Annotated in this window: 21 protein-coding genes; 13 read left to right on the top strand and 8 right to left on the bottom strand. The window is 66.7% G+C overall.

What is annotated here, in order from left to right; translation table 11 throughout:
• Nucleotides 1–8: 8 nt before the first annotated feature.
• Complete coding sequence (locus ETR14_RS16625; RefSeq protein ID WP_129386381.1) at nt 9–1,079, bottom strand: hypothetical protein; 1,071 nt, start codon at nt 1,077–1,079, stop codon at nt 9–11.
• A 152-nt stretch (nt 1,080–1,231) separates the two neighbouring features.
• Between ETR14_RS16625 and ETR14_RS16620 the strand changes: the two genes are divergently transcribed.
• The 4 genes from ETR14_RS16620 to ETR14_RS16605 all read left to right on the top strand — a co-directional run bounded on the left by ETR14_RS16620 (nt 1,232) and on the right by ETR14_RS16605 (nt 3,479).
• Nucleotides 1,232–1,552, top strand: coding sequence for a hypothetical protein (locus tag ETR14_RS16620; RefSeq protein ID WP_129386379.1), 321 nt, complete (start codon nt 1,232–1,234; stop codon nt 1,550–1,552).
• A gap of 125 nt (nt 1,553–1,677) precedes the next feature.
• A complete protein-coding gene (locus tag ETR14_RS16615) occupies nt 1,678–2,211 on the top strand; it encodes a hypothetical protein (RefSeq protein WP_129386377.1) in 534 nt (177 codons plus the stop codon).
• 26 nt (nt 2,212–2,237) lie between these two features.
• Nucleotides 2,238–2,735 (top strand): hypothetical protein, encoded by a 498-nt coding sequence (locus tag ETR14_RS16610; protein ID WP_129386375.1) that lies wholly within the window; start codon nt 2,238–2,240, stop codon nt 2,733–2,735.
• 60 nt (nt 2,736–2,795) lie between these two features.
• Complete coding sequence (locus ETR14_RS16605) at nt 2,796–3,479, top strand: hypothetical protein (protein WP_129386373.1); 684 nt, start codon at nt 2,796–2,798, stop codon at nt 3,477–3,479.
• Between the two features lie 36 nt (nt 3,480–3,515).
• Here ETR14_RS16605 and ETR14_RS16600 read toward each other — a convergent pair whose 3' ends face one another.
• On the bottom strand, nt 3,516–4,706 hold the full coding sequence (locus ETR14_RS16600; protein WP_129386372.1) for a diguanylate cyclase: 1,191 nt from the start codon (nt 4,704–4,706) through the stop codon (nt 3,516–3,518).
• Between the two features lie 161 nt (nt 4,707–4,867).
• Complete coding sequence (locus ETR14_RS16595; RefSeq protein WP_129386370.1) at nt 4,868–5,089, bottom strand: hypothetical protein; 222 nt, start codon at nt 5,087–5,089, stop codon at nt 4,868–4,870.
• Between the two features lie 315 nt (nt 5,090–5,404).
• Here ETR14_RS16595 and ETR14_RS16590 point away from each other — a divergent pair, with 315 nt between their 5' ends.
• The 4 genes from ETR14_RS16590 to ETR14_RS16575 all read left to right on the top strand — a co-directional run bounded on the left by ETR14_RS16590 (nt 5,405) and on the right by ETR14_RS16575 (nt 7,306).
• On the top strand, nt 5,405–5,716 hold the full coding sequence (locus ETR14_RS16590; RefSeq protein WP_129386368.1) for a hypothetical protein: 312 nt from the start codon (nt 5,405–5,407) through the stop codon (nt 5,714–5,716).
• 13 nt (nt 5,717–5,729) lie between these two features.
• Entirely contained in the window at nt 5,730–6,230 is a 501-nt protein-coding gene (locus tag ETR14_RS16585; protein WP_129386366.1) for a hypothetical protein, read from the top strand.
• A 71-nt stretch (nt 6,231–6,301) separates the two neighbouring features.
• Nucleotides 6,302–6,814, top strand: coding sequence for a DUF6438 domain-containing protein (locus tag ETR14_RS16580; RefSeq protein ID WP_129386364.1), 513 nt, complete (start codon nt 6,302–6,304; stop codon nt 6,812–6,814).
• Between the two features lie 111 nt (nt 6,815–6,925).
• A complete protein-coding gene (locus ETR14_RS16575; protein ID WP_129386362.1) occupies nt 6,926–7,306 on the top strand; it encodes a response regulator in 381 nt (126 codons plus the stop codon).
• A 6-nt stretch (nt 7,307–7,312) separates the two neighbouring features.
• On the opposite strand, the gene ETR14_RS16570 is transcribed toward ETR14_RS16575, so the two are convergent.
• The 5 genes from ETR14_RS16570 to ETR14_RS16550 all read right to left on the bottom strand — a co-directional run bounded on the left by ETR14_RS16570 (nt 7,313) and on the right by ETR14_RS16550 (nt 13,967).
• Nucleotides 7,313–8,422, bottom strand: coding sequence for a sensor histidine kinase (locus ETR14_RS16570; RefSeq protein ID WP_129386360.1), 1,110 nt, complete (start codon nt 8,420–8,422; stop codon nt 7,313–7,315).
• 225 nt (nt 8,423–8,647) lie between these two features.
• Nucleotides 8,648–10,939: a TonB-dependent receptor gene (locus ETR14_RS16565; RefSeq protein ID WP_243455551.1), complete on the bottom strand. Its 2,292-nt coding sequence runs from the start codon at nt 10,937–10,939 to the stop codon at nt 8,648–8,650.
• A 203-nt stretch (nt 10,940–11,142) separates the two neighbouring features.
• The gene (kduI, locus tag ETR14_RS16560) at nt 11,143–11,979 is read right to left on the bottom strand and encodes a 5-dehydro-4-deoxy-D-glucuronate isomerase (RefSeq protein WP_129386358.1); all 837 of its coding nucleotides are present in this window, start codon (nt 11,977–11,979) and stop codon (nt 11,143–11,145) included.
• 45 nt (nt 11,980–12,024) lie between these two features.
• A complete protein-coding gene (locus ETR14_RS16555; RefSeq protein ID WP_129386356.1) occupies nt 12,025–13,200 on the bottom strand; it encodes a glycoside hydrolase family 105 protein in 1,176 nt (391 codons plus the stop codon).
• Between the two features lie 53 nt (nt 13,201–13,253).
• Nucleotides 13,254–13,967 carry a FadR/GntR family transcriptional regulator gene (locus tag ETR14_RS16550; protein ID WP_243455550.1) on the bottom strand — a complete coding sequence of 238 codons (714 nt, stop codon included), beginning with the start codon at nt 13,965–13,967 and terminating at the stop codon, nt 13,254–13,256.
• 202 nt (nt 13,968–14,169) lie between these two features.
• Between ETR14_RS16550 and ETR14_RS16545 the strand changes: the two genes are divergently transcribed.
• The 5 genes from ETR14_RS16545 to ETR14_RS16525 all read left to right on the top strand — a co-directional run bounded on the left by ETR14_RS16545 (nt 14,170) and on the right by ETR14_RS16525 (nt 21,005).
• Nucleotides 14,170–17,391 carry a glycoside hydrolase family 2 TIM barrel-domain containing protein gene (locus tag ETR14_RS16545; protein ID WP_129386352.1) on the top strand — a complete coding sequence of 1,074 codons (3,222 nt, stop codon included), beginning with the start codon at nt 14,170–14,172 and terminating at the stop codon, nt 17,389–17,391.
• Nucleotides 17,391–18,311: a DUF4861 family protein gene (locus ETR14_RS16540; RefSeq protein WP_129386350.1), complete on the top strand. Its 921-nt coding sequence runs from the start codon at nt 17,391–17,393 to the stop codon at nt 18,309–18,311. Before ETR14_RS16545 ends, ETR14_RS16540 begins: the two co-directional genes overlap by 1 nt.
• 17 nt (nt 18,312–18,328) lie before the next feature.
• The gene (locus ETR14_RS16535) at nt 18,329–19,597 is read left to right on the top strand and encodes a DUF2264 domain-containing protein (protein WP_129386348.1); all 1,269 of its coding nucleotides are present in this window, start codon (nt 18,329–18,331) and stop codon (nt 19,595–19,597) included.
• A 239-nt stretch (nt 19,598–19,836) separates the two neighbouring features.
• On the top strand, nt 19,837–20,490 hold the full coding sequence (locus ETR14_RS16530) for a PepSY-associated TM helix domain-containing protein (RefSeq protein ID WP_206185851.1): 654 nt from the start codon (nt 19,837–19,839) through the stop codon (nt 20,488–20,490).
• Nucleotides 20,491–20,498: 8 nt separating this feature from the next.
• Nucleotides 20,499–21,005 carry a DUF2271 domain-containing protein gene (locus ETR14_RS16525; RefSeq protein WP_129386346.1) on the top strand — a complete coding sequence of 169 codons (507 nt, stop codon included), beginning with the start codon at nt 20,499–20,501 and terminating at the stop codon, nt 21,003–21,005.
• Nucleotides 21,006–21,021 lie beyond the last annotated feature (16 nt).

Below are 21,021 nucleotides of genomic sequence, written 5' to 3'. Positions count from 1 at the left end.
CCCCGGGCTCAACCTGCGCCGAGCAGGTCCGCCCGTGCGCGGCGCATCTGCGCGAGGGTCCGTTCCAGCATGTCCTGCTGGCGGGGATCGGCCGGATCGAAGACGTTGAGCGGCCTCTCCTCCTCGCCGATCGTCTCTCGCCAGCCGTGCCCCCACACCGCGCGTGCGAACGCATCCGTGCGGTGATCGGCGGTCGTCAGCAGCGCCTGGTGCGCAGCGTCCATCTGCCAGAACGGCGCCTCACCCAAAGCAAGGCCGATCGCCCGCAGCCGCATGTACAGCCGCACCCGGCGCGCCCCGTCGGGGAGCCCGCCCTCCGCCGCGATGCGCCGCATCGCCTCCAGGCCGATCGGCCCGAGGCTGCGGTTCCTCCGCGGCCCGTCGCAGCGCCGCCAGGTGATGCCGATCGCATCGCCGAAATCTTCGGCGATGCTGCGCCGCACCAAAGCCGAATAGGGCCGCACCTCGAGATCGACGTCGTCGCGCGCCGCCAGATCGAGGAAGCCTTCATAGGCATAGGCCGGGCCGGCATCGTGGACGCGCAGGAAATCGACGAAGGGCGCGCCGCCGAGATCGAGGCTTCCGGTCCGCTCCGCATAAGCGGCATTGGCCAGCGCGAACGGCGAGCGCAGATAGAAGAGCAATCGCACACGATCCGCACCCGCCGCACGAAAGGCATCGATCACTTGCTGGCCGCGGCCGTGCACGATCGCGGTCTTGGCCAGTTCGGACGAGACCAGGATCGTGCGGCCCGGCGCGCGCCGGATCTCGATCGCGAGCAGCTTCGCGGTCACGGCGCCGAATGGGCGGCGGTCGAAAGCCTGGATCAGGCGATGATGCGCACCGTTGCTGCCCTGGCCGACGCACAGCACGTGCACGCCTTGCCGCGCCAGGTCCTTGCGCTCACGCAGGATCAGGGCCTGAATACTGGTCGTCCCGGTCTTGTGTTCGCCGCAATGGAGGATGATCTCGCGCGGTCCGTCACCACCGGCCGTTGCAGCCATGCGCACCGCCGTGCGCATCCATCCCGGGACGAGCGCCCGCGCCGCGGCGGCGGCACCGCCGATCCGGCTCAGCATGGGTACCGGTCCCTCTCCCGCGCCGGGACATCCCTTCCGCGCACCTCACACTCCTTCTCGCAAGACCGCTGCCGCCCCGGCGGCTCTTGACGTTCTGGAGCCGCGTTGGGAAGTCGTCTACGGCGGTCAACCGCGAAGAAGAGGGAGGACCGGTGCTCCTGCTGATCCTGCTCCAGTCTGCGGAGGTGGAAGCCTCCAGCTTCGATCTCGCCGAGGTGCACACCGAGAAGCGAAGGCCGGGCGCCGAACTCAAGATCGTTCCGGCGTGCGGCTCGGACCCGGGATCCGAGGAGATCCTGGTGTGCGGCCGCCGCGACGACGGCCGCTACCGGGTTCAGCTGCCGACCGGCGAAACCCCGACACGCATGGATGCGATACGCCAATCGATGACCATGCGCATCGGCTCAGCCGAGCTGGGGCCGGGAACCGATAAGGATCGGGCGGTCGGTTTCCAGCTTCGGATCCCGTTCTGACCGCCGCGGCAAATGCTTACAAAGTAGCCCGCCGTCGAAGACCCCACTCCAGCCGCCAAGGATCTTTAAAGATTCTTCAATCGCTTCCCCGTATTTGCACAATGAAGCACGGACAGGAGCGGAAGATGGCGGCTAAGCTTGTTTTTCTGGTCGGCGTGATGGGGCTGGGCGGTTATGTGTACCACAAGGCTTCGAACTACGATCCCAATGTTTTCGCTTATTCGAAGAGCCAAGTCGAGGACATGCTGGTCACGGCGCGGACCACGATCCCGCGCCGCGACGGCGACGGCAAGATCCAGATCTGGGGCACCGGCCGCTCCGCCAAGGGCGTCTCGCTCGCCATGCAATATTCGAGCACGGCCCCGGTGCTGAGCTGCGAGGCGGTGATTACCGAGATCGATCCGAAACAAAGCCGTGTCGTTCCCGATTGCGGGCACCAGGCTGGGGGCGACAGCGCGATCGGACGCACCCAGGACCAGCTTCGCGTTCCGATGTTCGAGGAGCATATCCTCGCGACGCTCAACAAGCGGGATTTCGACCGGAGCCGCGCGCAGCAGAAGGAAACCGCGGTGGTTCTCGGCAACATGGGCGGCATGCAGCGCGAAGCGCTGAAGCGCTCGGACGAGACCCAGCGGATGATCGCGGAGTCGAAGCCCTAAGCGGGCGGATCCGGGGGAAGGCGCGCATGGCGCTCGGGAAGATCGTGATGGCCGGCTTTGCGCTCGGCGGCCTGTACGTCGCCATGCCGCGCGGCCGGGCGGATCCCGCACTCCTGCTGCCGCAGCCGATGAAGGTCTCGGTCGAGCGGTTGCGGGCGAGCCGGCGCGTCGTCGAAGGCACCGGCATGGGCAGCCTCACCGTCGCGGGCGCGGGCGCGGCCGGCGGCGCCTTGCTGATCGGCGTCAGCCGGGCGGGGGATCCGCACCGGGTGACATGCCGCGTCGCGATCACGCCGGCCTCGCCAACGACATCCCGGGCGGAGGTCGATTGCGACCAGACCGCCTCGAAGGACGAACCGACTCGGCGGGTCGCCGTAAAGGCGATGGCGCTGGTGGTGCGCGAGCATGTCGCGGCCACGGTGGAGGATCGTCCCTACGACATCGACGGCGTGGCCAACCGCATGATCGCGCTCCTCGCCGTCAACCGCGCCGCGGTCGCCGCGTCGCTGCAGCCCGAGGGCTAGTCGCGAGCGCGCCGCGCTTTCGTTCAGGCTGTAGAAGGCCGCGAGGCCACAAGGGGAAGGATGTCCACCGAAAGCCGGATCATGCCCCCTGTTCGCACCACCCTTCTCGCCCTCTCGGCTCTCCTTGCCGGCTGCGGCGGCCCGGCGGCAGCATCGGGCGAGACAACGAGCAACGGCTCCGACGCACGGGCATGGACGATCGGGCCGATCATCCGCGGCCGCAATTACTCGATCGACATGCCGCTCCATCCGACACCGCGGCGCAGCGGCGGCTTCCAGATCGATCTGCCGCGGGATCCGGGAAGCGTTCATTATGTGACCTTTCGCCACGGCTCGCTGGCCGGCAAGAAGCGCATCGTCATGCGCTACCGCGTCGAGATGGCGCCCGGCGTACGGATCATCCCGTCGACCGAGCCCAAGGGGCCGTCGATCCTCACCCTCTATTTTCAGCGGGCCGGCGACAATTGGGGCGGCAAAGGCCGCTTCGAGACCTATCGCTGGTTCGCTACCTTCGCGTCCCACATGCCGATCGAAGCGGGCGACCACGAGATGGTGGCGCCGCTCGACGGCGCCTGGACCGCGATCCAGAGTTCCAGCGCCCGCTCCGATCCCGCCGCCTTCCGCGCCGCGCTCTCCGAGGCGGACCAGGTCGGCTTCGTTCTCGGCGGCGGCTCGGGCTACGGCCACGGCGTCTCCGCGAACGGACCGGCGCGGCTGATCGTCACCAGCTTCCGCGTGGAGTGACGCCGCGCCCGGCGCGGGCTGACAGCCTCGCCCGGTTCAGGCGGCGTTGCGCTGGCCCCAGCCATGGGTGACCTCGGCGGACGCCGGCAACGCGGCGAAGACGCAGCCCGGTTCGGGCGCCGCCTTGGCCGTGTACAATGCCCGGTCCGCCGCGCGGAGCAGCGTATCGAGATCGGGTCCATGGCCCGGGAACAAGGCCGCACCGACGCTGACTCCGATTTCGGCCGCGACATCGTCCAGCAGAAACGGATCTGCGGCGATCGCGTCGACGATGCGGGCGCCGAGCTGCCGCGCGGCCGGCTCGTCGGCATCCGCAGCGACGATGACAAATTCGTCGCCGCCGAGCCGGGCGACGACGTCGCCCGGACGCACGATCGCCCGCAGGCGCTCGCCGACCGCCTCGAGCAAGGCATCGCCGCTCGCATGGCCGAGACGATCGTTGACCGCCTTGAAGCCGTCGAGATCGAGGTAAAATATAGCGAGCCTGCCGCCGTGCGCCTGGCGCGCGAGCAGCCGGCCGGCCCAATGGGCGTAGCCGCTGCGGTTGAGCAGCCCGGTCAACGGATCGTGGCGGGCATGATGGGCATGGTGCCGCTCGCCGTCCATGGTCCGCAGCAGCATCCGATTGAGCGCGAATGCCGAGAGCGCCATGCTGAACAGATAGAGCGGCAGTTGAACGCCGGCGACGAGCATGATCGCCTCACCCGAGAGCAAGGCGCCGAGCGCGCATGGGCCGAGCACGAGCAGGATCATCGCCACGACCAGGCGCGGCACCGCGAAGCTGCGAAAGCAGATCGCACCGGCCATCGCCGCCGCCGACGCGCAGGCCAGGGTGGCTGCCATCCAGTCTCCGCTGGCGATGCTGACGAACCCGCCATAGCCGATCGTCGCGGCCCACAGCAGAGCCACGAAGACATAGAGATCGGGATACACGATTCCGCCGCGCGCCAGCCGCCGGGCGCCACCGATCTGGACCGTCAGCCGAAGCATCGCGAGCAGGGTCTGCACACCCGCCCAGAGCAGGAACGGCCAGGTCTGCATGCGCAGGGCGATCACCCACGCCATCAGCGGCGTATTGATCTCGCCGCCGATGAAGGCTGCAGAGCGCTTGAACAGGGTGCTGATCGCCTCGCGCCGCACCGAATCCGAGACGTCGCAGCCCGTTTCCACGAGCCATCGTGCCAGCCGCCCCCGCGGCAGCATGACCTGCGCATTGTTCCTGTTCACGTCGCCCCCGATTTCCGCCCGGATTGGGAGTGCCCCAGGTGTCCACGAAGCGCAACGGACAATGGAACAGGGCGTGCAGTCTCGGCTGCAAGTTACAAATGCCAGGCGGATTGTCTGGTAGCCGCGCCGCCTCGGCGAGGCCGGTTCCGCCGGCACCGGGGTCAGGCACGGCGCCTCCGCTGCGAAGCCTGCACGGACGTGACCACCGGCGGGCTGCTGCGCTTGAGCCAGATGTCGATGTCGCGCCGCAGCGTTTCGCGGGCCTCGCGCTGGCGCACATGCTCGTCACACCGGGCCCGCGCCTCCGCGTCGACGGACCGCATTTCGGCGTCCGTCATCTTCTCGTTCCCCGGCGCCTGCGCGCCCCCTTTGCTCTTCGACATGCCGTCCTCCACGCGCGCCCCTCGCGTTGCTGCCGCGATTGCACCATCGACCTTCGACGGAGGGCCGGTGCGGCACGACGAATGCGCAGCTGCGCCGGTCCGCGCGACGAACATGCCGGCACCGATCACGCCGGGGAGAGGAGCGGCCCGGATGCTCGATCAGGCGTGCCGCCGCCTCCGCAACCACGACACCGCCCGACTGCAGTGCCGACGCGAAGATCCGGTCAGAAGAGGCGCGCACCCGAAAGAGGGCTTGCGCCAGCGGGGTGAAATGAAGACGATCATGGCTCGACACCGTCACACGAGGAGCATGACATGGGGGGAGCCGAGGCTGCCGCAAATCCGATCGCCGGACAGATTTCCGCGCCGGCCAAGAACGCGACCGTCTCCGACGAGCTCGCCCGCATCACCAAAGCCGTTGCCGCCTTGTGCCCCGACGACGCCGAGATCGGCTTCGAATATGACGGCAAGCTGCGCATCAACATCGATCTCCGCAAGCTGGAGGATCTGGTTAAGGTCGAGATCCTGCTGCCCGGCATGTGCGGCGGCATCTTCTCCGACGCGCAGCGCGGGATGGTCGAGAACCGGCCGTTTCTGCACCGGCTGACGGCGCTGGTCGACCGCTGAGCGGCGAAGCACAATGCGCCGGTCTTTTGCGCTGTTCGGCTTGCTGGGACTGGCAAGCGCCCCGGCGCACGCCGGCTTCGTCACCAGGGATCTGACCACGGTCGAGCCGGCGCTGACCGGCGCGCTCGGCGACGGCTTTGCGGGACGCGCCACCCCGGACAGGATCATCATCACCTGCCCGGACTGCACCGGCGAGCCGCTCGTCAGCATCGAAATCGGGCGACAGACGGACGGCACCGAGGCGCGGGTTCGATCGGGCGCAACCCGCATCGAGGATCTCGAGCGGCTCTGCCGGGCGCGCAGCCCCGAATGCCGGATCCGACCGCTCGAGGTTGCGCCCGCCGTCGGCTGGGTGAGCAGCTGGACGATCGGCAGCAGTGCGGCGTCGACCGCGATGCTGCTTCGCGATGGCGACCTGCTGACTATCCGATCGGTCGCCAACGACGCGGCAGCGGCGCGGCGCACGCTGGAGGCGCTGCTGCCGGCCATCCAGGCGCGTATCGTCGGCCGCTGAATAGCCTTTGCATGCGGGTCGGAGGCAGCCGCGGCGTCTGCACCTGAACTGCATCATCCCGGGAGTTCGTCTTGCGTCCGATACTGTCCAGCCTCGCCTTGCCTCTCGCCTGTTGCGGGCTCGCAGCCTGCGCCACCAACTCTTCCCCTGCGCGCCCGAAAGCGGCGCCGGCGGACGTCGACCGGATCGTCTATGAGGTCGGGCCCTGTCACGGCACCTGTCCGGTGTACAGCGTGTCGATCGTCGCCGACGGCATCACCTATTTCGAAGGACGCCAGCACACCGCCACCAACGGGCGCGCGCCCGCCGAGGGAACGCCGATGCTGTTCAGCGCGGTACGCGATTCCCTGGCGGCGGTTCGTCCGTCTGAGAGCGAGACGATCTCGCATCCGCAATGCCAGACATACGCCACCGATCAGCAGGTCGTCACGGTCACCTGGATGGGCAGCAACCGCGCACCGGTGTCGCTCGCATTCGATCTCGGCTGCCGCGACGAGCGCTATGGCGAGATCCGCAAGAGCCTTGCCGCCGCGCGTCGACTGCTGCCGATCGACACTCTCGTCGGACGGGTAACGGAGTTTTAGCGCTTCGGCCCGAAGATCGCCGCATCCTTGCCCGTCCATCCGGCCGGCGCGCTTGCGCCCGCCGGCAATTCGTGGCGGTATGGGGGAAGCGGGAGGGAGCGATCACCTGAGATGAATTCCTGGATTTACGTCGTCGACGACGACGATCTCGTAGCGGACTCGATCAAGGCTTATCTGGAGATGGCGGGCTATCAGGTCCGCTGCTTCGCCGAGGCGCCGACCTTCCTTCAGACGCTGCCGGTCTTGCCGCCGGGCTGCGTTCTGTTCGACTTGCAGATGCCCGTGATGGGCGGCGTCGAGGCGGCGACGCGCTTCGCCGCCGCGGGCTACGACTGGCCGATCATCATCATGTCGGCACGCATCGACGACATTCCCGCGACCCTGCCCTTCCCCTTGGCAGACGTGATCGAGAAGCCGTTCATGGGCGAGGGCATGCTGGAGATCCTGCAGCGCCATCTCGACCCCAGACAGGCGCTCGCCTCGGGCGCCTGATTTCTCCTACCCCGCGCGGAGCGGCAAGGTGAGCGACAGCGTGGCGCCGCCGCTCGGCGCGTTGTCGAGCCGGATGCTGCCGCCATGCGCCTCGACGATGGTCCGCGATATCGAGAGACCGATGCCGAGACCGCCGCTGGCGCTCCGAAAGGCCTCGAACGGATCGATGTCGCGGGCGAGCCCGCCGCCGCTGTCGGTGATCTGGAGGTGGAGGTGATTGCCCTCGGTTCGCGCCGCAACTTCGAGCCGTTTATGCTCAGCGCCCGCCATTGCATCGCAGGCGTTGCGCAGAGCATTGACCAGCACCTGCTCGATCTGCACCTGATCGACATCGAGAGCGATCTCGGCATCTTCGAGCGCGATCGTCAGCGCGACATCGCGCAGGTGCCCGGAGGCGCGCAGCACCTCGGCGGCATCCTCGATCATCGCCTTCAGCGCGGCGCGTTCGCGGCGCGGCCGCGAGTCGGTGAGCAGCATCCGCGTGCGACGAATGATCTCGCCCGCGCGCTGGACCTGCGCCTCGGCCTGCGCGAGCGACTCCGCGGCGATGTCGCACAGCTTGCGTTCGTTCGCACGGCGGGCACCGGCGAGATATGCCGCGGCCGCGGCCAGCGGCTGGTTGAGCTCGTGGGCCAGAGTGGAGGCCATCGTCCCCATCGCGGCCGCCTGCGATGCCCGCTTCAATTCCTGCTGGAGCCGCGTCGCGCGCTCATGTTCGCGCACCCGGTCGGTCACGTCATAGCCGAAGCACAATATGTCCTCGAAGCTGCCGTCGATCCTGCGGATCGGCTGGGCGGCGAAGTCGAGCACGAGTTCGTCCCAGCCGCCGGCGACGTTGAGCCGGACTCGGACATCGCGGCCGACGAAGGCCTTGCCGGTGACCAGCACCCGGTCGAGCATGGCGACGATCCCCTGCCCCTGCAGCTCGGGAAGCGCCTCGGCCATCGTCGACCCGGTCGGATCGCGGCCGCACAGCCTCTTATATTCCTCGTTGACCAGGACATAATGGTGATCGGCGCCGCGGGTCACGGCCATGAACCCGGGCGCCTGTGCGAACAGGGCCCCGAGCAGCTCGCTGGGCGCGCGATGTTCGATCGGATCGGCAATCATGCTCATCTTGCGGCTCCCCGATGTCCGCAACCAACCCGTCGCCGCCGAGCCTGTTCCAACACGCGCTGCCGACGCGCGTCCGTTACAGGACGTCGCCGAACATCAGCCACAACGTCGCGAACCAGAGCGCCAGGGCGAGTAGGAACACGATCCGCAACTTGAAATTCGCCACGCCACCCCTCCTTGGTCGGAAGCGACCTAGCGCATCGGCCACACGGGCGCGAGAGAGGCTCAGAAGTTGAACGTCGCCCGCACGCCGCCGTAGCGGCGGAAGTCGCGGGGGAGGTTGCTCTGGATGGCCTGGGCGTTGCCCTGGTTGCCGCGGCTGTTGTTGACGTTGAAGAAATATTGCTTGTCGAAGACGTTGTTGACGAACGCGACCAGCTCCCAGCCGCGATCGTGGCCGCGCACGCCGGCGGAGAGGTTGAGGATGCCGTAGCCCTTCTGCACCGTCTCCGGATCGTTGTTGATGCCGAAGTTGAACTTGCTCTGGTAATTGTAGGCGGCCTGGAGGAGGGCATCGAGCGTTGCGGTGATCGGCGGCGTATAGCTGGCGTTGAGCGCGATCTTCCATTCGGGGGCCTGGGCCGGACGGAAGCCGGCGAGATCCTGCCGGGCCGGGTTGCCTACGCAGCCTTGCGCCACGGTTTGGCCCGGATAGCATTGGGCGAGCGGAAAGGATCTGATCGTCGCATCGGTGTAGCTGACCCCGCCCGACAGATCGAAATCGTTGCCCAGCCGGATCCCGCCTTCGACCTCGACGCCCCGAGTGCGCAAGGCGCCGACGTTGGCGAGACGGAAATTGATCGTGCCGTCGGCCAGGGTTTCGATCCCCTGGGCCTGGAAATTGTCGAAATCGGTGTTGAACAGGGTGACGTTGAGCGTCACCCGCCGGTCGAGGAATTGCGACTTGAAGCCGAGCTGCCAATCCTCGGACGTCTCCGGCTGCACCGGGCCCGAATTCTGGCGGACGAGATTGAAGCCGGTGCCGATGTCGTAAGCCTGCCCCTTGTGCCCGGTCGCATAGGTGAAGAAGGCCATCACGTCGGGGGCCAAGCGCTGCTGAATGCCTGCCTTGTAGGTCTCGTAGCGCTCCGAATCCTTGCCGGAGAAGAAGGCGTTGGCATTGGCGATGTCGAGGAAGGTGTAGTCGATCTTGCCCTTGCCGACGCGAATGCCGCCGATCAGGGTCGTGCCGTCGAGGATGTCGAACTCGGCCTGGCCGAACGCCGCATATTGCTTGGTGCCGTTGGTCGCATACCAGCGCGCAAGCGAGAAGAACGGGCCGCGGGTGAAGTCGCGGGTGAGGTTCAGGTTCGAGTAGAAGAGGCCGAGCGTGTAGCGCAGCCGCTGCGCACCGGGCGAGACCAGCCGGAATTCCTGTGAGAAGGCATGGGTGTCGAAGGTACCGAACTGGCGATTGTCGAGCGCCGCGATCGCGGACTCGTCCTGATCGAGGATGTCGAACTGCTTGAACTGATCCCAGGCGGTGATCGACACGACCGAGGCGAAGCCCAGATCGAGCGAGGCGCGCAGCGACTGGCTGAAATCCTGGTAGTCGGTGCCCGAGGTGATGTTGTTGACGACGTCCGTATTGTCCTCGGTGAAGCTCACTCCGGGCGCGAACACCGCCGGTCCGAACGCCGGATTGCCGCGCAGTCGCGCCGCGGGCGAGACCCGGATGAACGGGCGGCCGATGGTGGTGTGACCATCGATGTAGCCGATCTGCGCGACCAGGTTCAGCGTGTCGGTCGGGTCCCAGACCAGTTTGGCGCGGGTCGACAGGATCTCGCGGCCATTGATCGTGTCGCCGTTGAACAGATTGCGGACATTGCCCTCGAACGTGTCGTAATTGGCGCTGACTCGAATGCCGAGCCGCGGCGTGATCGGGCCCGATACGGCAAGGTTGACGCCATATTCGTCGTCGGTCGTGATCAGCCCGCCGACCCGTCCCTCGAACTCCGCACTGGGACCCTGGGTGACGATGTTGAGCAAGCCGGCCGAGGCGGAGCGGCCGTAGAGCGTGCTCTGGGGCCCGCGCAGCACTTCGATCCGTTCGATGTCGGAGAGATCGGCAAAGGCGCGGGCAAGGAACTGGACGGGAACATCGTCGATCTGGACGGCGACGCTCGGCTCCACGCTCGGCGAGAAGGCGAAGGTGCCGATACCGCGGATCGACACGGAGGCGTTGACCGGATGCTCGGCCGGACGGATCAGAAGAGAGGGCGCCGCCCGGGTCAGCTCGGAAAACTCACGAATGCCCTGCGCCTCGAGCGCCTCGCCGCTGACGACCTGCACCGCCAGAGGAATGTCCTGCACCCGCTCCTCTCGCTTTTGCGCAGTGACGATGATTTCGCCCTCGTCGATGGTCCCGCGTTCGCCAAGTTGATCCCCGGCAAGAGCAGGTGACGGGTCAGTCGTGTTCGATGGTGACGTTTGGGAGAAGGCCGGCGCGGCGGCACAGAACGAAACGCCGGCGGCGGCAAGCACGCGCACGACAGCCGTCATGTTCGAAAACATCATGCCAATCTCTCCCTGGAATGCGAGTCTTAGGACTTCTTGATCCAGCTTGTACCAGCGATCTATACGACAGGCAACAAGTTGTATGATGAATTTTCAAGAACAGGCGCACCTGTGACTGCGATGATGCTTTGACGACGGCATGCGAACTGCCGTTCAGCGCGCAACCTACCCGGAGATCCAGACACTTATAGGACAAAAGGGGATCAGCAGAGCTGGCAGACGTCGAACACGTCCATGTCTTCGTAATCGAGGTTCTCGCCGGCCATCGCCCATATGAAGCTGTAGGCGCGGGTGCCGGACCCCATGTGCACCGACCAGGGCGGCGAGATCACCGCTTCCTCATTCTCCATGACGATGTGCCGGAGCGCTTCCGGCCGGCCCATATAATGGAAGATGCGGTCATCCTCGCCGAGATCGAAGTAGAGGTAGACTTCCGATCGCCGCTCGTGGACGTGCGGCGGCATCGTGTTCCAGACGCTGCCCGGTTTGAGGATGGTAAGGCCGAGGCAAAGCGAGGCGCTCTCGCATGTGTGGGGCAGGATCAGCTGGTGGATCGTGCGGGCGTTGGAGGTTTCCAGGCTGCCCCGTTCCATCACCTTGGCATCGCCGAGCCCCAGCCTGCGGAGCGGAAAGGCCCGATGCGCCGGAACGCTCAGCAGGTAAAAGCGCGCGCCCTCCCCTTCGAAGATCACCTCCCCCGAGCCCATCGGCACGTAGAGCGTCTCGCGCGGTGCGAGATCGAAGCGTTCGCCGTCCACGGTGACCGCGCCGCCGACCGCGCCGATGTTGATCGCGCTGAGCTCGCGCCGCGCCAGCAGCGGCTGTCCGGCAAGGCTCGCCGGCTCGGTCAGCCGCGGCAGGACCAAATGCGAGGCGAGAGGCACGGCGCCCCCGATGATGAAGCGCTCGCCATGCGAATAGGTCAGCACGATCTCGCCCGGCCGGAACAGGCCCGAGACGACGTGTCGATCGCGCAGCTGGGCGTTGGTCGCGCCGGCCATCATGTCCGGGTGCGCGGCGTGGAAGGTTTTCTGAAACAAGGGGACCTCGCTGTCCGCTGCCGGCCACCCAGCAGCGCGAAAGGATCAGAGGGCGGCGATCGCCGTGGCGGCGAGCAGGAACGCTCCGGTGCCGTAATATTGGGTATCTGCGGCCTCGACCTTTTCGGGCCGATCGCTGACCTGCTGCACCCAGCCGAGGCGACCGTCCGGCTGGATCGCGCGGACCAACGCCGCCCAGCCGCGCCGCGCGGCCGGCTCGTATTCGCGGCGATCGAGCAGGCCCTCCTTGATGCCCCAGGCCAGACCGTAAGTGAAGAAGCCGGTGCCGGAGGATTCGGGCGGTGACTTTTCGGGGGAGAGCAAGGAGGGCGCCCAATAGCCGTCGGCTTTCTGAAGCTGCTTCAGCCGCCCTGCCATTTCGACGAACAGGCTCTCCATGCGCTTGCGATCGGCACTGCCCTTCTCAAGCAGCGGGATGATCCGGGGCATGCTCGCAAACACCCAGCCATTGCCGCGGCTCCAGAACAATTTGCGGCCATCTTCGCCGCGTCGATCGAAGAAGCGGCTGTCACGATAATAAAGGTGCTCGGCGGGATCGAACAGGAAGTCGGTCGTTGCCCAATATTCGCGCATCGCGAAATCCCGATAGCGTGGATCGCCGGTGATCTTCGACAGCGCGATCATCGGCGGCGGCGCCATGAACAGAGCGTCGCACCAGCACCAGCGCTTCAGACATTCGGTGTCGTCGTAGCCGCTGGGCGGAAGATACCAGGCCAGGCTCACCCGGGGCGGATTGGAAAGGATGAAGTCGAAGGCCTTGCGGGTCGGCGCGAGCGCCGCCGCACCGGCGCCGTTTTCGGCAGCCCAGACGTAGGCGGCAGTGATGGCGAGATCGTCGGCATGATAAGGGCGGCGGGCGGGAAGCCATTGATTGTCGCGACCCACGGCGAGGATCGCCTCGCGAATGCGCGGCGGGCCGCCGGCGTCCGCAAGCGCGGTCATACCGACCCAGAACGCCGCCTGTTCCCAGGCGCGCGGGTTGCGAGTCTCCGTGGTGGCGCGGGCGACATGATCGGTGTCGCGCATCCGCTGCAGCTGCCAGTCCGCGAGCCGGGTGGCGACGGCGATAATCTCGCGCGCACGCGCCGGCGTTGCCGCTGCCGGCGCCGATCCGGACTGGGCAAGTGCCGGTGAGAACCCCGCCGTAAGCAGGATCGCGGCGCACACCGACTTCAACCGACTCCGTCGCGCCTTGCCCATCGCCCCCGCTCCTTATTGTTGGAGCAGAGTTATCATACAAGCGCGAGCGTCGGTCAACTCTCGGATGCGCGATCGCGGATGCGGGCGCTGGCCGAGAGCATGGAGTGCCGGCTGAGGCTCTCCTGCATGTGGTGCCGCGCCGCCTCCCGCGCACGCGCCGGATCCATTCGAACGATCGCGTCGACGATCGCTTCATGCTCCCCCAGCACGCGGGCGACGTAAGCGTCGTGGGCCTCGCGCGGCTGATCGCGCAGGTAAAGGTTACGCGGCGGCACGAGCCGAAGCCCGAGGAAATCGACGAGGCGGACGTAATAATCGTTCTGGGTCGCCCGAGCGATGGCGAGGTGGAAGGACGCATCGGCCTTTGCGGACGCGACCGGATCGTCGATCGCCTCGACCATGTCCTGCAATGCTTCCTGGATCGCGCCGATGTCGGCAGTGGTCCGCCGCGACGCGGCGAGCCCGGCCATTTCGGTTTCGACCGCCAGCCGCATCTCGAGAAGCTTGATCACGTCGGCAAGCTCGTTGAGCTCGTCGCGGGTGATTTGAAAGGCGCGATATTCGGCGGTGTCGGCGACGAACACGCCGGAGCCCTGGCGGGATACGGTAAGCCCCTGCGCCGCCAGCCGGGCAAAGGCTTCCCGCACCACGGTGCGGCTGACGGCCTCGCTCAGCGCGATCTCCTTCTGCGTCGGCAGCCGAGAACCGGGCGCAAGCGCACCCGAGCGGATCTCCGCCTCGAACTTGGCGAAAAGATCGTCGGTCATCGAGGACGCTCTTTCACCGCCCTCACCACGTCCGCCGGTCGCTCGGGGCGCCGCAAGCCGACTTGTCATATGAATCTCCAAAAGATAGCGTGGCATATCACCAAAGCCGGGGCGCGTCGATTCTCGGCGGGCCTCGGGAGAGAAGCAGGATCATCGGGCGAAATCGCCGGCCTGCGCCAGCGGTGAGGAGGAGGGGAAGCGGATGCGCGTCACGCTGGCCACGACGCTGTTGCTTGCATCGGCGACTGCCGCTGCCGCGCCGCCGGCGGTTCCGATCAACCCGCAAGTCTCCCCGGATCGACCCGACTGGGAAAACCCGGCAGTGTTCGCGATCGGCAAGATGCCCGCCCGGGCGACCGGCTTTCCCTTCGAGAGCCGCGACAAGGCGCTTGCCGGCCATCGCACCCGATCGGAGCGCTTCCTGCTGCTGAACGGCCCCTGGCAGTTCATGCTGTCGATGGACGCCGATCACCTGCCGGCCGGCTTCGAACGCCCGGATTACGACGTCTCCGGCTGGTCGAAGATCAGCGTGCCCGCCGACTGGCAGGCGGAAGGGCATGACCAGCCGCGTTACAACAACATCACCTATCCCTTCCCCGCGGACCGTCCGTTGATACCGCACGCGGCCAATCCGGTGGGCTCCTACCGCCGCGACCTCGACCTTCCCGCGGGATGGGCGGGCGAGGACATCATTCTCCACATCGGCGCCGCCGGATCGGCTTATTACGTCTGGGTCAACGGCACACGGGTCGGCTATTCTGAGGATTCGAAGCTGCCGTCCGAGTTCGACGTCACCCGCTTCGTCCGCCCCGGTCGGAACACGATCGCGATCCAGGTCTATCGCTGGTCGGACGGCTCCTATCTGGAGGACCAGGATTTCTGGCGCGTCTCCGGGATCGAGCGCGAAGTGTTCCTGATGGCGGCGCCGAAGATGCGGATTCGCGACTTCTTCGTTCATGCCGGGCTCGATTCCAGTTACCGGGAGGGCCGCCTTCAAGTCGACCTCGCCGTCACGCCGCTGGCGAAGCCGGCCGTCGCGCGGATCCTGCTTCTGGACGGCGATCGCAAGCTCGCCGAAAGCACGCAGCGGCTGCAGCCGAATAGGCAGGAGCAGACGATCGCCCTGGCCGCCGCGATCCCGAGCGTGCGCCCGTGGACGGCCGAGACTCCGAACCTCTACATGCTGCTGGTCGAACTCGCCGACGCCGGCGGCCGCACGATCCAATCGACCTATAGCCGGATCGGTTTCCGCACCGTCGAAATGAAGAACGGGCTCGTCACGGTGAACGGGCAACCGATCACGATCCGCGGCGTCAACCGGCACGAGCACGATCCGGCGACATTCCACGTCATCTCGCTCGAATCGATGGAGCGCGACATCCAGTTGATGAAGCGCGCCAACATCAACGCGATCCGAACCTCCCATTACCCCAACGATCCGCGGCTCTACGAACTGGCCGATCGCTACGGCCTCTACGTGATGGACGAGGCCAACATCGAGTCGCACGGCTATATGGATTTCGCCAACAAGCATCCCGAGCAGCGGGCAATCTATCAGCTTGGCTTCGATCCGGCCTGGGAAGCCGCCCATGTCTCCCGCGTCGCCAACATGGTCGAACGCGACAAGAACCATCCGTCGATCCTGTTCTGGTCGCTCGGCAACGAGGCAGGAATTGGGCCGACCTTCAACAAGGCGGCCGCAGCCGTGAAAGAACGCGATCCGGGTCGTCTGCTCTCCTATCTCGGCTGGGGCACCTGGCCGGGCGTGCCCGATCACCGCCCGAACGATTATGCCGACATCTACGCGCCGATGTACGACAGCGCCGCGCGCATGGCCGATTATGCCGAGAATTGGGCGTTCCGGCAGCCGATGATCCAGTGCGAATATGCGCACATGCAGGGCAATTCGGGCGGCAATCTGAAGGACTATTGGGACGTCATCTACGCCCATCCGGACAAGCTGCAGGGTGGCTTCATCTGGGACTGGGTCGATCAGTCGATGTACCGGAAAACAGCGGACGGGCGGCCCTACTGGGGAACCGGCGGCGAATATGGGCCGAACCCCGGCGGCGACATCGAGTTCGGCGATGGGCTGATGCAGGCAGACCGTACGCCCAACCCGCAGATGTTCGAAGTTCGCAAGGTGTACGCGCCGATCCAGTTCGAAGGTTACGACGCCGCATCGGGCCGGCTGACGGTGATCAACCGCCACGACTTCCTCGATCTCTCCGGCTTCGACTTCGGCTACACCTTGCTCGAGGACGGGATCGAAGTCGCGCGCGGCGCCCTGCCGGCGCTCTCCACTGCCGCCCGCAAGCGACAGACGATCGCACTGACGCTGCCGAGGCATGAACGACGCCCGGGCCGCGAATATGTGCTGACCGTCGCCGCGAGGGCCAAAGCCGGCACCGTTCCCGCACTCGATGCAGGCGCCGCCGTCGGTTGGGAGCAATTCGTGCTCGGCATCGAGCCTGCTGCCGTATCGCGGCCGGCAGGCGACATCAGCCTCGTCGAGACACGGAACGAAATCCGCCTTGCCGCCGGCGATGCGGAACTGGTCGTGGATCGCGGATCGGGTCTGGTCAAGAGCTATGCGGCGCGCGGCCAGCTGCTGCTGGAAGGCGGGGCACCCAATTTCTATCGCGCGCTGATCGACAACGACATCGGCACGGGTGTCGAGCGAAGCCATAAGATCTGGAGCGATGCCTCCACGGCGCGCCGGGTGGAGAGCGTCAAGGCCGCGCGCCTCGCCAATGGCGATGCCGCCGTGACGGTGCGTTACGCAATCGGCGGCGACGCCGCGCGCATGGTCGCCCGTTACCGCATGGCCGGCGACGGCTCGGTCGCCGTCACCGGCGACTTCACGCCGCTCAAGGGGGATTTGCCCGATCCGCTTCGCATCGGCCTCGCATATGCCATGCCGATCCGCATCGACACCCTCTCCTGGTATGGCCGCGGTCCGCACGAAAGCTACCAGGATCGCAAGACAGGCGCCCCGCTCGGCCTGTGGCGCGGGCGGATCGCAGACCAAAATCACGATTACATGCGGCCACAGGAAACCGGCAACAAGGTCGACGTGCGCTGGATGGAGCTGTCGCACCACGGTGGCGGCGGACTGCGCATCGTCGGCGACGCGCCGCTATCGATGAACGCGCTCGCCTTTCCCTATGACGATCTTTCGCGCCGTCCGCCGGGCACGCGGCGCAGCTCCGACATCGTGCCCCATGACGAGGTTTCGCTGATGATCGATGCAGTTCAGGCCGGAATAGGTGGCGACAACAGCTGGGATGCGGGCGGGCGGCCGTTGCCGCACTATCGGATCCCGGTGGCGCCGCGCAGCTTCGGCTTCACCTTGATGCTCTTTGCCGGGCTCGGCACCAATGCGGACCGCGCCACACCGGTGGTCGCGGCGGACCTTCGCTGATGCGCCGGCCGCTGCTCGCCGCGCTGCCCTTGCTGCTATTTGCCGGAATGACCTCCGCGCAACTGCCTCCCGTCGAAGGGCCGCTGCCGCCGGCTCCGGATCGCACGCCGCGTGCCACCGTGATGATCGCCGATTATCGCTACGACGATCTGCTGTGGGAGAATGACCGCACCGCCCACCGCATCTACGGCCGTGCGCTCGAGGCGGCCGAGCCGCCGTCCGGCTCGGGAATCGACAGCTGGGGCAAGAACGTCGCCTGGCTGTTCATGGATCGCCAGCTGCGCAGCGGCGACCAGCATCGATATCATGGCGAAGGCATCGATTTCTACAATGTCGGCTCGGCGCGCGGGGCCGGCGGGCTTGGCATCTGGCACGACAACAAGCTGTGGACGTCACGCAATTACCGTGCTCACCGCATCCTCAGCAACGGTCCCGCTGCTGCGGATTTCGAGGTCGATTATGCGCCGTGGCCGATCGACGTCGGTCGTTCGGTGTGGGAGACGCGGCGCTTCACCCTGCCGCTCGGCACCCACTTCACCCGCATGGTCTCCACCCTGCGCTCCGACAAGCCTGGCCCGCTGATCGTCGGCATCGGCATCGGCAGGCGCGCGGCCGGCGACGGCGGGGAACTGACCGTCGATCGTGCCCGCGGCATCCTCTCCTTCTGGGGCCCGGCCGATCCGCACCACGGCCGCATGGCGATTGCCCTCAGGGTCGATCCGGCAATGATCGCCGACATTCGCAACGACGCCGACAATTACCTGGTGCTGCTCAACGTCCAGCCAGGAAAGCCCTTCGTCTATTATTCCGGGTCGGCCTGGGATCTCGGCGAGGGCGGCTTTCGCACCCGCGCCGCATGGGACGCCTATGTCGCTGCGGAGCCGGTGACCTTCACCCCGCCATCTTCCCCGAAGCGCTGAAATCGAGGAGCGAGCCCATGGAGAGACGCGACTTCCTGGCGCTGGGCGCCGGCGCGCTCGTCGCCGCGCCGTCGGTTGCAGCGAAGCCGAAGGGCGGGAGGGCACAAGTCGATCTGCCGGAAGGCTCCGCCGACCGGGCCTACATGGTCGATCTGCTCGGCAGGATGTCGGCGCCGGTGCTCGGGCCGATGTCCGAGGGGCGGCTCCACGCCGTCTTCGCGCCGGAACTCAGCCCGAGTTGGGACGGCCGCAATGCCAAGGTCGCCTACCTTGAGTGCTTCGGGCGGCTGATCTCGGGTATCGCACCCTGGCTGGCGCTCGCCGATGACGACGGAGCCGAAGGACGGCTGCGTGCGCGGCTGAGGCAGCAGGCGCTGGCAAGCTATGCCCATTCCGTCGATCCGGGCAGCCCCGATTACCTGCTGTGGAGCGTCGAGCCGCAGGCTTTGGTCGACTCCGCTTACTTCACCAATGCGCTGCTGCGCGCACCCAAGGCTCTGTGGGCGCCGCTCGATTCCGCGACCAAGCAGCGCATCATTGCCGAGATCAAGGGGCTGCGGCGCTTCTCGCCGCCTTATACCAACTGGCTGCTGTTCGCGGCGATGAACGAGGCATTCCTGCTGTCGGTCGGCGAGAAATGGGATCCGGTGCGGATCGATCTTGCCATTCGCAAGATCAACGAATGGTATGTCGGCGACGGCTGGTATGCCGACGGTCCGCGCTTCCATTACGATTTCTACGGGTCCTATGTGATCCATCCGATGCTGGTCGAGATCCTGGAGGTGCTGGTCGCGACCGGCGCCAAGTTCAACAGCCTCGCCACTACCGATCTGCTCGCCCAGGCAACCAAGCGGATGCAGCGCTACGGCGAGCATCTGGAGCGGATGATCGCACCCGACGGAAGCTATGCGCCGATCGGCCGTTCGCTCACCTATCGCACTGCCGCGTTCCAACCGCTGGGCCTGCTCGCCTGGCGCAAGGCGCTGCCCAAGACGCTGCCGGAAGGCCAGGTCCGCGCCGCGACGCTGGCGGCCCAGCGTGCGGTCTTTCGCCATTCCGGCAATTTCGACGCCAAGGGCTATCTGACGATCGGCTTCACCGATCACCAGCCGCATCTCGGCGATTGGTATTCCAACGCCGGCAGCATGTATATCGCGGCGGAAAGCCTGATCGCGCTCGGATTGCCGGGTGAGGACAGCTACTGGACCGCGCCGCCACAAGCCTGGACTTCGCGCAAGGCTTTTGCGGGGGACGCGTTTCCGAAGGATTATTACGTCGATTATTGATGGGAATGGAAAGGCCATCTGAAAGGTTGGCGTACAGAGACGATGACAAGAACCGTTCGGGCTGAGCTTGTCGAAGCCCTCCTTAATCTTTGGCACACAAGCAAAAGGAGGGCTTCGACGGGCTCAGCCCGAACGGGTGAGGGAGGCTGCGGCAAGCTTTCGGCCTCTTTCGTATCGCAGGCACACTCAATCACAATTGCGATTGATTATCAAAAGCAGCTCGGTTAGCCCAAGCCGCAATGACCGCGGCGACACCGATCAAACCCAAGCCCAATTCCAAATCCAAGCGAGGCTTCTGGCTGCGCCAGCTGCATCGCTGGCACTGGATCAGTTCGGCAACATGCCTGGCGGGAATGCTGCTGTTCGCGATCACCGGAGTCACCCTGAACCACGCCGGCGACATCTCGGCCGAGCCGGTGAGTGCGACGAGGACGGTGTCGCTCGATCAGGCGACCGCCGCCATGCTCGCCTCGGCCAGGATCGGCGACGGCGAGAAGGCGCCCTTGCCGGAGGCGGCGCGGTCGGCGTTGAAGGCGCTGCTCTCCGCCTCGATCCCGGCGACCCCGGCCGAATGGTCGGCGGAGGAGATCTTCCTCGAGCTTCCGCGCCCGGGCGGCGACGCCACCCTGACGATCGATCGGGCGAGCGGCGAGGCGGTCTACGAGACCACCGATCGCGGCTGGATCGCCTATCTCAACGACCTCCACAAGGGCCGCAACACCGGCCCGGTCTGGTCGTGGTTCATCGACCTGTTCGCGGTCGCCTGCCTGATCTTCTCGATCACCGGCCTGTTGCTGCTGCAGATGCACAGCAAGCATCGCCCATCGACCTGGCCGATCGTCGGCTTCGGCCTGCTGCTCCCCGCCCTCCTCGCCATCCTCTTCATCCATTAGGTGGACATGTGAAGATCTCTCACCGAACCCTCATCACCGGCCTCGCCGCCACCGGCGCGGCCTCGCCCGCGGCGGCGGCCACGGCCGACATCGCGATCGCCATCCCCCAGTTGAAGGTCGCGGAGTATCACAAGCCCTATGTCGCCGTGTGGCTTGAGCCGGCGACCGGCGCCTCCGCGCGGACGCTCGCCGTCTGGTACGATGCCGACAATCGCGAGGATGCCGGCCAGAAATGGTTACGAGACCTGCGCGCCTGGTGGCGCAAGGGCGGTCGCACCCTGAAGATGCCGGCCAATGGGATCAGCGGCGCCACCCGCGCGCCGGGCCCGCAGCGCGCGCGCTTCAACCTCGGCGCGCTCCCGCCGGGCGCCTACCGGATCGTGGTCGAGGCGGCGCGCGAGGAAGGCGGCCGCGAGGTCGTCACCCTGCCCTTCACCTGGAACGGCAAGGGCGCGCGGGCCAGCGCATCCGGATCCACCGAGCTCGGCGCCGTCGTCGCCGCCATTCGTCCGTAGAGCCGCCATTCGTCCG

Origin of the sequence: Sphingosinicella sp. BN140058, assembly GCF_004135585.1 — a bacterium.
Lineage (GTDB): Bacteria > Pseudomonadota > Alphaproteobacteria > Sphingomonadales > Sphingomonadaceae > Allosphingosinicella.
Note: the sequence above shows the minus strand (reverse complement) of the source record. Positions and strands in the feature narration are given on the sequence as shown.

Excerpts from the sequence above, each read along its gene's own strand:
- ETR14_RS16625 (WP_129386381.1), bottom strand. The coding sequence starts at position 1,079 with ATGCTGAGCCGGATCGGCGGTGCCGCCGCCGCGGCGCGGGCGCTCGTC.
- ETR14_RS16615 (WP_129386377.1), top strand. The coding sequence starts at position 1,678 with ATGGCGGCTAAGCTTGTTTTTCTGGTCGGCGTGATGGGGCTGGGCGGT.
- ETR14_RS16610 (WP_129386375.1), top strand. The coding sequence starts at position 2,238 with ATGGCGCTCGGGAAGATCGTGATGGCCGGCTTTGCGCTCGGCGGCCTG.
- ETR14_RS16605 (WP_129386373.1), top strand. The coding sequence starts at position 2,796 with ATGTCCACCGAAAGCCGGATCATGCCCCCTGTTCGCACCACCCTTCTC.
- ETR14_RS16595 (WP_129386370.1), bottom strand. The coding sequence starts at position 5,089 with ATGTCGAAGAGCAAAGGGGGCGCGCAGGCGCCGGGGAACGAGAAGATG.
- ETR14_RS16590 (WP_129386368.1), top strand. The coding sequence starts at position 5,405 with ATGGGGGGAGCCGAGGCTGCCGCAAATCCGATCGCCGGACAGATTTCC.
- ETR14_RS16585 (WP_129386366.1), top strand. The coding sequence starts at position 5,730 with ATGCGCCGGTCTTTTGCGCTGTTCGGCTTGCTGGGACTGGCAAGCGCC.
- ETR14_RS16575 (WP_129386362.1), top strand. The coding sequence starts at position 6,926 with ATGAATTCCTGGATTTACGTCGTCGACGACGACGATCTCGTAGCGGAC.
- ETR14_RS16570 (WP_129386360.1), bottom strand. The coding sequence starts at position 8,422 with ATGAGCATGATTGCCGATCCGATCGAACATCGCGCGCCCAGCGAGCTG.
- ETR14_RS16565 (WP_243455551.1), bottom strand. The coding sequence starts at position 10,939 with ATGATGTTTTCGAACATGACGGCTGTCGTGCGCGTGCTTGCCGCCGCC.
- ETR14_RS16555 (WP_129386356.1), bottom strand. The coding sequence starts at position 13,200 with ATGGGCAAGGCGCGACGGAGTCGGTTGAAGTCGGTGTGCGCCGCGATC.
- ETR14_RS16550 (WP_243455550.1), bottom strand. The coding sequence starts at position 13,967 with ATGACCGACGATCTTTTCGCCAAGTTCGAGGCGGAGATCCGCTCGGGT.
- ETR14_RS16545 (WP_129386352.1), top strand. The coding sequence starts at position 14,170 with ATGCGCGTCACGCTGGCCACGACGCTGTTGCTTGCATCGGCGACTGCC.
- ETR14_RS16540 (WP_129386350.1), top strand. The coding sequence starts at position 17,391 with ATGCGCCGGCCGCTGCTCGCCGCGCTGCCCTTGCTGCTATTTGCCGGA.
- ETR14_RS16535 (WP_129386348.1), top strand. The coding sequence starts at position 18,329 with ATGGAGAGACGCGACTTCCTGGCGCTGGGCGCCGGCGCGCTCGTCGCC.
- ETR14_RS16530 (WP_206185851.1), top strand. The coding sequence starts at position 19,837 with ATGACCGCGGCGACACCGATCAAACCCAAGCCCAATTCCAAATCCAAG.